This is a genomic window from Paenibacillus sp. FSL K6-1566 (genome assembly GCF_038050475.1).
GTDB lineage: Bacteria > Bacillota > Bacilli > Paenibacillales > Paenibacillaceae > Paenibacillus_AQ > Paenibacillus_AQ lactis.
Map to the genome: position 1 here is coordinate 6,152,736 of NZ_JBBOSR010000001.1, position 14,352 is coordinate 6,167,087.

The following is a 14,352-nucleotide window of genomic DNA, read 5'->3' on the forward strand; positions in this document are numbered from 1 at the left end:
AAGCGCTGCAAGACGCCCCGCTCCTCCTATAGCTGCTAAACCTTGAAACGCCGGACCAGCTCCTGAAGCTCCTCCGCCTGCCGGCTCAAATCCGTCGCCGACGCGCTTACCTCTTCCATCGAGGCAAGCTGCTCCTCGGAAGCGGCTGATATGGATTGCGTCCGTCCCGACGTCTGCTCCGAGATATTCCGAATCGCATCAATAGCCGTTCTCGCTTGATTCGCATCGCCCGCCAGCTGACGCGCAGCCTCGGCGGTTTCGCTTACTTGCCCGGTCACCTTGTGAACCGCCTTCTTAATGCGGGAGAAGGAGCGTCCGGTCAGGTCAGCCGCGCCGACGCCTTCGGAAACGTTCTCCTGAGCCGATGCCATTACCGCATTCGTCCGCTTCACCTCTTGCAAAATGGCGGCGATGAGCTCGGCGATATGCTGTGCCGATGCCTCGGAGCGATGCGCCAGACTGCGAATTTCCGCAGCCACGACAGCAAAGCCTCTGCCGTGTTCTCCCGCTCTCGATGCTTCAATCGAGGCATTAAGCGCAAGCAGGCTTGTCTGCTTGGCAATCTCTCCAATCGTCCCGACGATGCCTCGAATCTGCTCCGACCGCTCGGACAGCTGGCTGATGACGCCGCCGAGCTCTTCCATCGAATGGTTGATGTCCTGCATCGTAGCCGCGGCCGTGATCACGGCCGTATTCCCTTCCTGGGCCAGCTCTTCCGTCTGATTCATGGCCCCTCTCATAACCTCGAGGAGAGAGGCAATGGAATCGGCATGCTGCGATACTTGATTCATCCGCTTTACGATTTCCTCGACGGCGAAGAGCTGGCTCTCGCTGCCTGCCGCCACCTCCTGAATCGAGGAGGTCACATGCTGGACGGCCGCTGTGTTTTGCATCGCATTAGCCGACAGCTCCTCCGACGAGGCGGACACATTCTCCGACATCCCCATAACGCCATGCACCATTTCACGCAGATTATCCACCATAACCTGGAAGTGATCGGCCAATTCCCCGATTTCGTCCCGCTTGAATCCGCTCATACGATAAGTCAAATCTCCGTCGCTGATCACTTCGGTCGCCTTGCTCAGCTTGCGGATCGGCTTCAGCACCGAGCGGATATTCCATAAGGCCAGCGCAAACGCGCCAAGAAGAGACACCGCCATCACCAATACCATCGTATTCCGGATGCCGCGGACGGAATCTTCCACCTCCGAGAAATACATCGTACCGGCAATCTTCCATCCGGTCCGTTCATTGGTAATGTAATTCAATTGCTTGTCCTCGCCGTTATGCTCATAATGGAAGTGCCCTTCCGGCTCCTCATACAAGCGGGAGATCCAAGCCTCTTGCGCCAATGCATCCGTCCCTGCCGCGTATTCCGGGTGAAATAAATAGTGCTGCTCCTGATCCAGCACCATGGTATAGCCTTCGCGTGCAACCTTGACTTCAACCAGATCACGGATCTGGGTAAGGTTCAAATCAATGCCGACCACGCCGGATCCGTCTGGAAGCATCTGCGCAATCGTCACAACGATCATCGATCCGGCCTGTGATGCATACGGCGTCGTAATAATCGGTTCGCCCTTGGCGGTGATGGCCAGCTTGTACCACTCGCTCTGTCTCGGGTCAAATCCTTCAGGAAGCTCCTCTGTAGAGGCTCTCAAAATGCCGCCCCGGGCTGTCCCGGCAAAAATATCGACCGTTTCGGGGTGCAGCCCCAAATATTGCCGCAGCACCGCAGCGAGTCCTGTTTCGCTGCCCGATGCCAGCTCCTGATCGACCGCGGCCCCTTTGATCTTCCCGCTGAAATAGCTCAGGTCATGAATCTTATTTTCGATCGTCTGGTTGATGACATCATTCGCCGTCTCCACGCTGCGCGATGCGCTGCGCAAAATTTCCTCCTCCACGGTATGACTTGCATCGCGATAAGTAATATAACCGATCGCAAAGCTTGGAACGAGCAGCACCACAAGAAACGTGATGATCATGTTTCGCCGCAGCCGGTTGGTTCTCTTTGTCTTCATATGGTTCCTGTCCTTTCAATCCGCAGGGAGAACGCTCCCTCGTAACTAAAATCTTCCCTTCAACTTATCGGCATCCGGTAAAGGAATCGTTACATCCTACATGTGGTAATTATTTACAATTAAGATTGGGAGACTTGAGTTGGACCATGGTCCTCCGTGCGAGCGGCGGGTTACGGACAAGCGAAGCGGTCCTTGAAACACCCTGTTTGAAGCGGCTCACGGTTGACCTCAAGAAATTGGGATAACGGCAAGATGAGAAACGATTCATGCTAGAGCGTTCTCCTCCCAAGGAAGGAGCCATCCTCCCGGCAAGATCCGAAACGATACGCTAGCGCCCCTTAACTAAAAAAGAGGCGCCCCAAAGATCTCATGATCTTATCGGCACCTCTTTATATATGATGGCTTCACGGCCTGCACAGCGGAAGAAGCAGACCGTTAGGCTCTGGCTCTTTGGCGGACAATCGACCAAGAAGTTATTCCGTAATGCCTTCCTTCGTTAAAGACGCGGTTTATACAGACTCCGGCTTATTTGCTGCCGGAATGAAGCCGCTCAGATCTACGCCGAGTCCCTCGGCCAGTCTGGCTCCGTATTCGGCATCCGCCCGGTAGAAGTTGCATACGGCCCGCAGTTGGATGTCCTGCTTCACCTGGCTCAGATCGGCAATCAGGTTGCGGAGCAGATTGTCTTTCTGCTGCTCGGTGAAGGAGCGGTACAGCTCTCCGGCTTGGGTGAAATCGTCCGTCTTCTCGATACGCTGGCGAACGACATGACCGCTAAGCGGCGCTTCGCTCTCCTGAACGGATGGATCCTCGACCGGTCCGGTCGTATAGCTGTTCGGCTCGTAGTTGACCGGAGACGGATCCTGCTTGACGTTCATCAGGCCGTCGCGCTGATGGTTGCGCACCGGTGCATACGGACAGTTGATCGGAATTTGCAAGTAGTTGGCGCCAAGCCGGTGACGCTGCGTATCCGGATAGGAGAACAGACGTCCTTGAAGGAGCTTATCCTCCGACGGCTCAATGCCGGGAACCAGCGCGCTTGGCGAGAAAGCGGCCTGTTCAACTTCCGCGAAGAAATTTTGCGGATTGCGGTTCAAGGTCATGGTGCCTACCGTAATGAACGGGAAGCGGTCCTCCGGCCATACCTTCGTTGGATCCAGGGGATCAAAAGGCAAATCGTCCATCTCCTCCGGCGACATCAATTGCACCACCAGACGCCATTTCGGAAAGTCGCCTTGCTCGATATGCTCGCGCAGATCCCGCGTAGCATGGTTGAAATCCTTGCCCTGCACTTCAACCAGCTCATCCGCATCCAGGGTTCGTACCCCTTGCTGCGATTCCCACTTATATTTCACATAAGTCACTTTGCCTTCGCTGTTGACCCATTTGAATGCATGCACGCTGAATCCGTCCAGCTCACGGTAGTTGGCCGGCGTTCCATGATCGGAGAACACCCAGGTCATCATATGCGTGGATTCCGGGGACAGCGTCATGAAATCCCAATACCGTCCGGGCTCTTGAATGTTGCTGTCCGGAGCCGGCTTCAAGGAATGGACCATATCAGGGAATTTGATGGCATCCCGGATAAAGAAGACAGGGATATGATTACCAACGATATCGTAGTTGCCTTCCTCCGTATAGAACTTCACGGCAAAGCCGCGCGGGTCTCGTGCCGTTTCCGGGGAACCTGTTCCATGAATGACGGTAGAGAATCGAACGAAGACCGGCGTCTCCTGCCCGATCTCCTGCAGGAAGGCCGCTTTGGTGTACGGCTTCATGTCATTCTCCACGACGAAGATGCCATGCGCCCCGGCTCCGCGGGCGTGAACGACGCGCTCCGGAATCCGTTCACGGTCAAAATGCGCGATCTTTTCAATCAGATGATAATCCTCCAGCAGCGTAGGACCGCGGCGGCCTGCGGTCTTCGAATTCTGATTGTCTCCTACGGGAGCTCCTTGGTTCGTTGTCAATCTATCCATGCGGAAAACCTCCATCATTTCTATAATTGATTTTAGACTGAATCTAAATCTATGAAATGATTGTATCATCCCGGAATTTGTCCGGTCATGAGTGTCGCATGAACCTTCGATGAGCGTTGCGTGATTGACCAATGAGCATTCATGTTCATTCGATGAAGTTCTTATGAATGATCCGTGAGCAGAAAAAAAGGAGGAGGTTAGTCCGCCAAGCGGTAACCTACTCCACGTACCGTCGCGATATAGCGTGGTGCTCCCGCATTATCGCTCAGCTTCTTGCGCAAGCTCTTGATATGCACGTCAACTACATTGCTGCCGCCCATAAAATCCGTGTCCCAAATCTTGCTCATCAGCTCCTCGCGGGTGCAGACGGCCCCCTTGCTATCCATTAGCAGCAGAAGCAGCATGTACTCCGTCTTGGTGAGATGAATCGGAGCTTGCCCGCGATGTACCGTCATTTTATCCCGATCAATGGTCAGATCCTTAAATACGAGACCTTTAGCTTCCTCATCACCGGCAGGAGCGGAGACGGGGGCGAACAGGCGGATCGTCCGCTGCACTTGGTACATCATCGTATCCTTGGAGCGAGCCGGCCAGACCATCAGCTCCTCGTTCATCAGACTAGCGCCGGCATTGCTCATAAGCTCCTCGCCAACAAGATAGAGGACCGGGATCGAAGGATGCTCCGGCAGCAGCAGCTCCCGTTCTTTGCTGAAGGCAGCCATGTCCCTGCAGCCGGTCATGTCCGCAATGATCAATCCGGTGTTCAGAGCCGTCTGGAGACGCGGCTCCCACTTCCGGAACATCATCACCTCGAAGCAGTTCTCCGTCAGCGTCATGAACATTTCATGAACCCGTCCAGGTGACCGGCTTAACAGCGCCGCGCGCATCGTCGTAGGACAAGCATCGCCGATCGCCATACCCGCTCCCGGATGCTGGTACAGGCTGGTCGTCTTCCAGTCCGGAAACGAATATACGGTCGCCATCTCCATTATTTCTTCCGTTTGGTTTGACATTCTGGACACACCCCCCCGAATACAACGTGAGCATGATGGATGACGTAGCTGGTTTCGCTTGCTACGGTGTCCGCCCAATCCTTAGGCACCTCCGTCATGACCTCGTCGACTTTGCCGCACACTTCGCAAATGATATGCTGATGCTCATCCGTCCGGGCATCGTACCGGCTTGCGCTTTCGCCAAGCTTCAGCTCCCGGATCAGCTGCTTATCCGTCAAATAGCGCAAGGAGTTATAGACCGTCCCATACGCAAGATTATATCCTTTCTCCACCAGGCGGTTCATGATCTCCGCAGCCGTCGGATGGTCATGCGACTCCCGCAGCACATCATATACCGCTTGGCGCTGTGTGGTTAGATTTAATGATTTCAAGGTATTCACCCTTTTAATTTATTTTTAGATCAAGTATAAATCTTATTTTGGTCAGGGTCAACCTTATCGAGATACTCAATTGCTGGTAATCTTTATGTTTTCTTAAGAATCCATTTACAATTCCTTTAGCTCGCGCGGTTACACTGGTTTATATCAATTTTCGGTACATATCCGCTAAAAAGGAGACGATCCATCCGTCATGGCAACGGTATCCAAGTCGCGTTTCTCTTCTTCAAGGCAGAGCGCTGATAACTCTTTGCCGTATCGTTCCCCGCGTCGGTCGAAGCCGGCGGAAAGACGTAAGGGACAAGCCGGCATGGCTCTGTGGTTCCTGGGTCTTTGCGTCAGCCTGCTCTTCTTTTACATTGTAAAAGTCTTCATTCCGCCTGCGATCGAGGCCCGTTCGGCCATTCTCATCCATGCCGAGACCGGAAGGGTGCTGTATGCCCAGCGGGCCGATCTTCCGCTTCCACCTGCAAGCATGGCCAAGATGATGACCGAGCTCATGGTCATGGATGCCGTCTCTTCAGGACGGCATGATTGGAACGAGACGGTAGCCGTCAGCCGTTATGCCGAAAAAGCTCCCGGCTCCCAAGTCGGCATGAAGTCCGGGGAGACCTATACGCTTAGAGAAATGTTAGAAGCGCTGATTATTCATTCGGCTAATGATGCCGCCATCGCCATCGCCGAGCATCTAGCCGGAAGCGAGCGCGAATTCGTCGATAGCATGAACCGCCGCGCTAGGGAGATCGGCCTGTCAGGACGGACGGTATTTGCCAATGCATCCGGTCTTACCGCCAAAGATTTGAGCGGCTTTCCCGAAGCGGCCTCCGAAGGCGAGACGGTCATGACGGCAAGGGATGCAGCCATGCTCGCCAGGTGGCTGCTTCAGAACTATCCCGATGTGGTGGAGGTGACGAGCAAGCGCGACCTTTCGATCCCGCAGAAGGGAATCTCGCTGCACACGACCAATCTGATGCTTCCCGGCGAGCCGTATGCCTATGACGGCAGCGACGGCTTTAAGACCGGATACACCCGCTCCGCCGGCTATTGCTTCACCGGAACAGCGGCCCGGAACGGGGTCCGGCTTATCTCCGTCGTTCTTGGAACCGGCCATGCCGAACAGAGATTTACGGAGACTCAGAAGCTGATGGATTACGGATTCAGACGGCAAAACGCAATATTAGGCCTTTTTTCCATCCATATTTAGGGTAAACTGTTGCTAGGAGATACGACGCCGACCGAATACCTGCCTTAGGGGCAGCGACTCCATCGACGGAATGGTACATATATAGGATGAGCTGCCGTATCTAATGTGGATTTACTGGAGGATTCAAACGTGAGAAGCGTATTAATCGTTGACGATGACAAGGAAATATCGGGATTGATCTCGATCTACCTGGAGAATGAAGGATACCGGGTGATTCAAGCGCATGACGGGGAAGAAGCGCTGCTTGAGCTGAAGCTGCATCAGGGATCGGTGGATCTCGTCATCTTGGATGTTATGATGCCAAAACTGAACGGGATCGACACATGCCGCAAAATCAGGGAGACCTCGTCCATCCCGATTCTGATGCTGAGCGCCAAGAGCGAGGATATGGACAAAATATTAGGCCTGATGACCGGCGCCGACGACTATATGATCAAGCCTTTCAATCCGCTGGAGCTGACCACGCGCGTGAAAAGCTTGATCCGCCGCTCCACCCAATACAACACGGGGCTCGCCCAGATGGACAGCGACCGCCTGCAAATCGACGGCCTGGATATCAACCGCACGACCCATGAGGTCAAAGCGAACGGCCGACCGGTCACCTTGACCGCCAGGGAGTTCGACATTCTGTACCTGCTCGCCCGTCAGCCGGGAAGAATCTTCAGCGCCGAAGACATCTTTCAGCAGGTGTGGAAGGAGAAATATTATGTCTCCAACAATACCGTCATGGTCCATATCAGCAACCTGCGGGACAAGCTGGAGAAGGAGCTCGGCTACAAGCTCATCCAGACCGTGTGGGGCGTAGGGTACAAAATCCATGCATAAGCTGCAGTGGAAGATCATCACCCTGTTCTTTGTGAGCGGGGCTTTGACGTTGTCCATCCTGTTCGGCTTCCAAAAAATCATGCAGGTGATCGGCCGGGAATACTGGCGGGAGCCTTGGGTAACCTCGCTGTTCAACATCAGCCGCAGGCTGGAAAATATGTTCGGCTTTCCCGTCGCTGCCACCATCATCGGGATCATCATCTTCATTTTTGTCGTGCTGCTCATGAGCCAGAGCACCATACGGCAGATCAATCAATTGATGCAGGGCACGGAGCGGCTGGCGCGCGGAGAGCTCGATCAGGAGATTAAGGTAAGCTCCGGGGACGAACTCGGCCAGATGGCCCTCCAAATCAACCAGATGGCCAAGCAGCTCAAGCTGTCCCTGGAGGAAGAACGGATGGCCGTCCAGTCCAAGAACGAGCTGATCAGCAATGTGTCCCACGACCTCCGCACGCCGCTGACCTCAATCATCGGCTATTTGCGATTAGTCAACGAAGACCGCTACAAGGACGAGGTCGAGCTCCGCTACTATACCGATATCGCCTATAGTAAGTCTTTGCGGCTCGGCAGGCTGGTCAACGATCTGTTCGAATATACCCGGATCGGTTATTCGCCTGTGAATCGTACCGATATTAACCTGGTTGAGCTGCTGGGCCAGCTGGCAGTCGACTTTTCATTAACCGGGCAAACCGTGAGGGGAGACGTGCAGGTACAGTTTACGCCTTCCGAGGAGAAGATCAGCCTCTCCGCCGACGGCGACAAGCTGATGCGAATCTTCGAGAACCTGCTGTCGAACGCGGTACGCCACGGCAAAGATGCCGGGAGGGTCGACCTGAAAGCGTTCCGGGACGGAAAGAGTGCCGTCGTTCAGGTGATCAATTACGGACCCCCTATTCCGCAGCATGCCCTCTCCCACCTGTTTGAACGGTTTTATCGGGCGGATGAATCCCGTACGGACCAGACCGGAGGCTCCGGTCTGGGGCTTGCCATCGTGAAATCGATCGTGGAGGCCCATGAGGGAAGCATCGAGGTGACCAGCAATACGGATCAGACCATGTTCGAAGTGCGCCTCCCTCTAAACGGTAGCTGAAAGCCACAAAATTTGGATTTTGTTCGACAGAATAATCTATTTTCCGATAAAATAGGGATGACTGTCCTTATCGCTCTGGGCGCATTTGTTCAGGGTTACGTGAAAGGAATGACTCCCTTACATGATCAACATCCTGTTTACCAACTTCTGTATTCTCGTAACTTTTCTATACGTATCGGGCCTGCTGTCCAGGCAATACGTAACGGGCTTCGATTCGCCCTCCCGCTCCGTTAAACTCTGCGGCGGGGTGCTCTTTGGAATCTACGGGATCATTCTGATGTATTACTCATTTCCGATCGATCCGAGATTTTTCGCCGATTTACGACATCTCGCCATCATTGTGATCGCCAGCTATCTCGGGTGGCTCCCGTCCCTGATTGCCGGATTGTTAATGGCCGTCGGGCGTGTGCTGCTCTTTGGCATGACCGGTTACTCCGCTGTAGCAGGCGCCGGAATGCTGGTGATTGGTATGATCTGCGGGCTTATCTCGTTAGCCCGATGGGACCGCCTGACTAAAATGATGACCATGTCCATCGCGAGCATGCTCGTGCTGTTCTTTGTGATTGCGTCGAACATTCCGGATCGCGATAAAGTGTTCAGCGTATTTACCCAACACCTGATTATCTCCCTGCTGGCCACGCTGGTCATCTACATGCTGACCGAGTATATCCATACATCCAATAAGCTGTTTCTTCAATTGAAAAAATACGCCGAAACCGATTATTTGACCAGCCTGAACAATCTCCGTCAATTTGAGCAGCTGCTGTCCGAGCGCTTTCTGGAAGCCCAGCATTTCAGCGAACGTCTGGGGGTGCTCATGATCGATATTGACCATTTCAAAAAAATAAACGACACCTACGGCCATGCGGCCGGAGATGCCGTTCTGCAGCAGCTGAGCAAGGTGCTGAAGGATAACGCCCGCTCGTTCGACGAGGTTTCCCGCAACGGCGGGGAGGAGTTCTCGGTCCTCGTCCCGGAAGCCACCATCGCCGAGACGACGGCCCTAGCCGAACGGATCCGGGCCGCGGTGGAGCGTCACGCCTTCACGCTCGATGATGGCACGAAGCTGCATATCACGATATCGATCGGCGTTGCGGTCCATCCGGACACGATACGCTCCAGGGAAGCCCGCCAGCTGATGGAGCAGGCCGACCAAGAGCTGTACCGGGCCAAAAACAACGGGCGGAACCGCGTGTGTTCCGCCCCCGAAATCCATGACTATATGCTGGGTTAAGCGTTACTAAGGATATCCTCGATCGCGGACAGCGTATCCGGCGTCAGCTTGATGCCGGATGCTTTGACGTTCTCCTCCACCTGCTCGGGACGGCTTGCGCCGACGAGCGCGCTGGATACGTTGTCCTGGCGCAAAATCCACGCCAAAGCCAGCTGACCGACGGTGATGCCGAGCTCGTCCGCGATGCGCCCAAGCGATTGCACCTTCCGAATGCGGTCCTCGCTGATCTTGAGGCGATCCGCTCCCAGCTTGGACGCCCGGCTCTCTTCAGGCACATCCTGCTTGGCGTTGTACTTGCCCGTGAGCACCCCTTGAGCGAGCGGGGAATATACGACCTGGCCGATGCCTTTCTTCTCGCCGAGCGGAATGATTTCTTCCTCGATCTTGCGCTCGAACATGTTATACAGCGGCTGGTTCACCACAATCCGGTCCAGCAGGTAACGGTCGGCGATCGCCAGAGCGGCTTCCATCTGGGCGGCCGTCCACATGCTGACCCCGACATAGAGCACCTTCCCTTGCCGAACGAGGTCGTCGAGCGCCCGCAGCGTTTCTTCAAGCGGCGTCTCCTCGTGAAACCGGTGGCAGTAGTAAATATCAACGTAATCGGTGCCAAGACGCTTCAGGCTTGCATGGCACTGCTCCATAATGTGCTTGCGGGATAACCCCTGATCGTTGGGCCCGTCGCCCATTTTGCCGAATACCTTCGTTGCCAGCACGTAGGATTCACGCGGGAATGCTCGCAATGTCTCGCCTACGACGACTTCGGCCGCTCCCTGCGCGTACACATTTGCCGTATCAAAAAAGTTCACGCCGAGGCCGTAGGCGGTCTGAATCGACTTCACCGCATTATCACGCTCTACATACCCGCCGTACGTGAGCCAGCTTCCAAGACTGATTTCGCTTACCTTCAGTCCGCTTCCGCCCAATCTTCGAAATTCCATATCCAAGCCTCCTCTTCTACAGAGATTGATGCCTACATCCGTATTGTACCATTTTCCGGTACGCTAGAGGGAGGGAATCCCTGCTTACCGTTTGTAGCCGGTGGACTTGATTGTCATTTTGACATGAACATTGAACTTGGCCCTCGGGTAAATTTCAGCCCACTTCTCCATTTCGGTATCGTTATTCCAGTGGGTACCCCCGTATCGCAGCCCGAAGCCCAAGGGATCCAGTCCCGTCTTCTGGATCTTCTCCAGCAGCTTGGTAATCGACTCGGTCAGGTCCTTGTTGAACTCCTTCTCAATTTTGCGGAGTCCTGCAGGGGTCATCGGCGCCTTATCCTCTTTCTCCTCCAGGATGGCCGTGATGCTGACCTTATAATCGATGGTCTCCGCTCCCTCTTTGGATTCGTTGATTTTATAGCGGCTTCGGGTCCGGTCCGTGTTCACCTCGAACAATTCCCCTTCGATTTTAATACCGAAGTTGGTGCTTAAGTGCCGTTGGTCCAGCAAGTTATACAGCCTTGTCTCATCCCGCGTCAGGATCGTCTTCACCCGGCTCTTGTCCAATAAGGCAACCTTGTCAATGTTCAAAATCTCCTTCCCGGTCGCTTCAATGACCGGCATGACGGGATCCTCCCCGGTTTCCGTCATCCGCCTGCTTAAATCGAAGGAGTACGTCTTTGCAATGAAAGGCGATTCTGTCCCATCCTCGCTAAGCGCCAGAAAAATAGCGTTCCCGGCGATCCGCTCCGTCGCGGGCTGCACCTTCAGGACCGCCTCGGCCGTCGGAATGGCAACGGCCGGATACATCAGGAGCTGCATATCCCGCCTTCGGACGGTCCAGTCCTGAATTTTGCCGATATCCTGCCGGGCATACGCCTCCCCGTACAAGACCCCTTTGCAATGACCGAAGTCCAGCTCCTTGTCCACTTTGGACTTCGCCTCCCGGATCGCCTCCGCGATGCTGGTGGATTCCTGCGTAATCAGCACGGTTTTGACGTCCCCCGATTTCGGATCGCCTGTAGGGATCGCGATCTTGAAGCTAAATCGGTTCATGTTCGGATTCGACTCTGAGACGTCGATCCCGATCGCCACGACGAAGAGCCGAAGATCGATATCCCGAAATTCACACCCGCCGAGCATCATAACCGAACCGCAGATGAGTAGCGTTAACCAGGTTTTCAAGGATTTCACGCCCTCTTCCTCCTTCCTCTTCTCATGGCGGCATAGATCAACAGGATGGCGAGCAGAAATTCACCCGCAAACCGGACGTCCAGGAACACAATCGCCATATCATTGAGCGTATACTGATTGATAACCGTGGCCAGCACGAAAATAACGACGGCGAAAAGGGCCAGGACCCACCACTCCGCCTTTCGTTTCTTAGGCAGCAGCGAAGGCTTCTCGCCTTCCAGCTTAAACCCTCCCAGAACCAGCTCTTTCCCCACATGCCAGTGGATAATCGAGTTCATCAGGGACAGGATCATGTAGACGACAAAGAACACATAGATCATCCGCTCAATAATAAAATACCGGATCCGCATCGCATCCACTGTCGAAAAAGCGGGATACACATGCTCGCCTGCTCCATTGGCTCCCAGAATCCCGATCGGCCCAAAGAGCGATATGAACAGAGATACGATGCTTACCAGGATGATCGAGAACATGTACCTGACTTTGAATCGGCGGAAGATCCGGTTGAAGACCACCATGTTGATGTAGCCGGTATAAATATAAGTCGCTGCGGCTACAGTGCGGTAATTCGGCATATTCCAGGCGTAAGTCATAATTTGCCTTACGGAATCCCAGCTGAAATACGGATTACTGTAGACTCTCCAAGCCATATAGGCAATCAGCGGCATCGTTATGTACAGCACCATTTCCAGCGCGTAGAGCAGCGATTCCGAATCCAGCCTTGCGCTTAGACCGACAACGACGAGAAATCCAGTCAGAACGATATAAGGCGATACATCCGGGCTGATGTAGCGGGACGTGATATCCATGAAGCTGATCAGCGTAATTGCGCTGGAAAAGTACCATCCCAGTCCATACAATACCAACAGCAAACCCGAAATCCAAACCGGAAACACCGAATGGAAGATTTCCGGCAGCCCTTCTCCCGGAAATCGTTGTAGTATCTTGGCGAAGACATACATCAGGATCGATCCGGCCGGGACCGCGATCAGGATGGACATCAGCACTCCGTCGAACCGGTCCTGGATCAGGATGCGAGGCACATAGTTGATCAGGTTGATCGAAGCATTGAGCAGAAAGAGATAGTAGAAGTATTTGTTCCTAACCACTCTGCTGATCTCCCTTCCTTCTCCACTCGATCGCAAACATCTTCAGATACGGCTTACCGAAGGAGCGCAGACTGGTCAGGTACATGATCAGCGAGACGATCCCAAGGACGATGCCGACCAGGCCGAAGAAGGTGGATAGGACAATGAATAAGTATTTAGTAACGCGGATCCCCATGCTCATCATCGTAATTGGAATCACGAAGTTCGTAATAGCCACCGCCGCAACGAGAATAATCATGACGTTGCTGACCAGGCCGGCTTCCGTAGCGGCCGTGCCCAAGATAAGACCGCCTACCGTTGTGGCCGACTGGCTGACCGCTTTCGGAAGGCGGACGCTCGCCTCGACGAGAAATTCCATCGCCAGCAGCATGAAGATGACCTCGAAGGAGGACGGATAGGGTACCGTTGCCCGGCTTCCCGCAATCAGCAGCGTAATCTGCATCTTCAGAATTTCCGGATTGTACGATGTAAAAGCTACGTACAAACTCGGCATCATGACCGTAATGAACAGGGCGATATACCGGATAGCCTTCAGGAACCAGCCAATGGGCGGCAGCTGGGTCTTGTCGTCCATCGCCGTGAAGAAATCATTAAAGATGGCCGGGAGCACTAAGACGTACCCGGTGGAGTCCATAAGCACGCATATCTTCCCCTGCGATATGTTCAGCACGGCCCGGTCCGGACGCTCGGTGAGCATCAATGTCGGAAACAGCCGCAATTTCGGATGCATCGTATGCCGCTCAATCTCAGAAGCAGACTGAATGATATCCGTCTTGAGCTCGGATAGCCGCTTCTTCAGCTCCTTCAGCACCGAGTGATCTACTTTCGCTTCGTCATACATAATAATGAGCCGGGTTTGGGAGATCCGACCGACCGTCATGAACTCCGTCTTTAAGTCCGTCGTCTGATAACGGTGACGGATCAAGTTGAGATTCACCTCGATATTTTCCGTAAAGGAATCGTCCGGTCCCTGCATTACATTCTCCGTGCTTGCCGGTTGGACGGGTCCAGCATTGACCAGCACGGCATCGAGCAGCAGCACCCGGTCGCGGATGAAGATCGCAACGCAGCCTCTAAGCATATTGCGCAGCAGCTCCTGCTTATCCTTAGGCTCCAGGCTTGACGGGAACGACCGGATAAATCGCTCGAACAGCTCCATGGAGTTCAGCTCGTAGAATCGGTTGATCAAATTGTCGTTAACTAGGATGGGGTCGCACATACTTTTGAGATAGATGAGATGCGCATGCCCTTCCTCATTCTTCAGCTCACGCTGCTCAACATCCCCGATATTCTTCAACTGCTCCTGCAGGCATTTCCTTGCTTCTTCGGCTTGCAGCTTTTGGTCGGTGGCCATGATCGATCCCT

General features: G+C 54.2%; 12 protein-coding genes. 4 read left to right on the top strand and 8 right to left on the bottom strand.

Annotation, left to right across the window (positions count from 1 at the left end; all coding sequences use genetic code 11):
* Window positions 1-35: 35 nt before the first annotated feature.
* From NST08_RS27615 to NST08_RS27630, 4 genes are all read right to left on the bottom strand, one after another.
* The gene (locus tag NST08_RS27615; RefSeq protein ID WP_210094030.1) at window positions 36-2,021 is read right to left on the bottom strand and encodes a methyl-accepting chemotaxis protein; all 1,986 of its coding nucleotides are present in this window, start codon (window positions 2,019-2,021) and stop codon (window positions 36-38) included.
* 509 nt (window positions 2,022-2,530) lie between these two features.
* A complete protein-coding gene (locus NST08_RS27620) occupies window positions 2,531-4,000 on the bottom strand; it encodes a catalase (RefSeq protein WP_210094031.1) in 1,470 nt (489 codons plus the stop codon).
* 197 nt (window positions 4,001-4,197) lie between these two features.
* Window positions 4,198-5,013: a winged helix family transcriptional regulator gene (locus NST08_RS27625; RefSeq protein ID WP_007128852.1), complete on the bottom strand. Its 816-nt coding sequence runs from the start codon at window positions 5,011-5,013 to the stop codon at window positions 4,198-4,200.
* Complete coding sequence (locus NST08_RS27630) at window positions 4,989-5,384, bottom strand: Fur family transcriptional regulator (protein WP_007128853.1); 396 nt, start codon at window positions 5,382-5,384, stop codon at window positions 4,989-4,991. The genes NST08_RS27625 and NST08_RS27630 overlap by 25 nt, the downstream gene beginning before the upstream one ends.
* 199 nt (window positions 5,385-5,583) lie before the next feature.
* On the opposite strand from NST08_RS27630, the gene NST08_RS27635 reads away from it, so the two are divergent.
* The 4 genes from NST08_RS27635 (at window position 5,584) to NST08_RS27650 (ending at window position 9,743) form a co-directional block, all read left to right on the top strand.
* The gene (locus NST08_RS27635) at window positions 5,584-6,594 is read left to right on the top strand and encodes a D-alanyl-D-alanine carboxypeptidase family protein (protein WP_341342528.1); all 1,011 of its coding nucleotides are present in this window, start codon (window positions 5,584-5,586) and stop codon (window positions 6,592-6,594) included.
* A gap of 129 nt (window positions 6,595-6,723) precedes the next feature.
* On the top strand, window positions 6,724-7,419 hold the full coding sequence (locus tag NST08_RS27640; protein WP_007128855.1) for a response regulator transcription factor: 696 nt from the start codon (window positions 6,724-6,726) through the stop codon (window positions 7,417-7,419).
* Window positions 7,412-8,509 carry a sensor histidine kinase gene (locus tag NST08_RS27645; protein ID WP_007128856.1) on the top strand — a complete coding sequence of 366 codons (1,098 nt, stop codon included), beginning with the start codon at window positions 7,412-7,414 and terminating at the stop codon, window positions 8,507-8,509. Before NST08_RS27640 ends, NST08_RS27645 begins: the two co-directional genes overlap by 8 nt.
* Window positions 8,510-8,630: 121 nt before the next feature.
* A complete protein-coding gene (locus NST08_RS27650; RefSeq protein ID WP_341342529.1) occupies window positions 8,631-9,743 on the top strand; it encodes a GGDEF domain-containing protein in 1,113 nt (370 codons plus the stop codon).
* Here NST08_RS27650 and NST08_RS27655 read toward each other — a convergent pair.
* The 4 genes from NST08_RS27655 to NST08_RS27670 form a co-directional block, all read right to left on the bottom strand.
* Window positions 9,740-10,684, bottom strand: a complete 945-nt coding sequence (locus NST08_RS27655) for an aldo/keto reductase family protein (protein WP_007128858.1) — start codon at window positions 10,682-10,684, stop codon at window positions 9,740-9,742. The two genes, NST08_RS27650 and NST08_RS27655, sit on opposite strands and share 4 nt — an antisense overlap.
* An 84-nt stretch (window positions 10,685-10,768) precedes the next feature.
* Window positions 10,769-11,878, bottom strand: coding sequence for a Ger(x)C family spore germination protein (locus NST08_RS27660; RefSeq protein WP_341342530.1), 1,110 nt, complete (start codon window positions 11,876-11,878; stop codon window positions 10,769-10,771).
* Window positions 11,875-12,987 (bottom strand): GerAB/ArcD/ProY family transporter, encoded by a 1,113-nt coding sequence (locus tag NST08_RS27665; protein ID WP_341342531.1) that lies wholly within the window; start codon window positions 12,985-12,987, stop codon window positions 11,875-11,877. The genes NST08_RS27660 and NST08_RS27665 overlap by 4 nt, the downstream gene beginning before the upstream one ends.
* Window positions 12,980-14,341, bottom strand: a complete 1,362-nt coding sequence (locus NST08_RS27670) for a spore germination protein (protein ID WP_340898549.1) — start codon at window positions 14,339-14,341, stop codon at window positions 12,980-12,982. The genes NST08_RS27665 and NST08_RS27670 overlap by 8 nt, the downstream gene beginning before the upstream one ends.
* Window positions 14,342-14,352 lie beyond the last annotated feature (11 nt).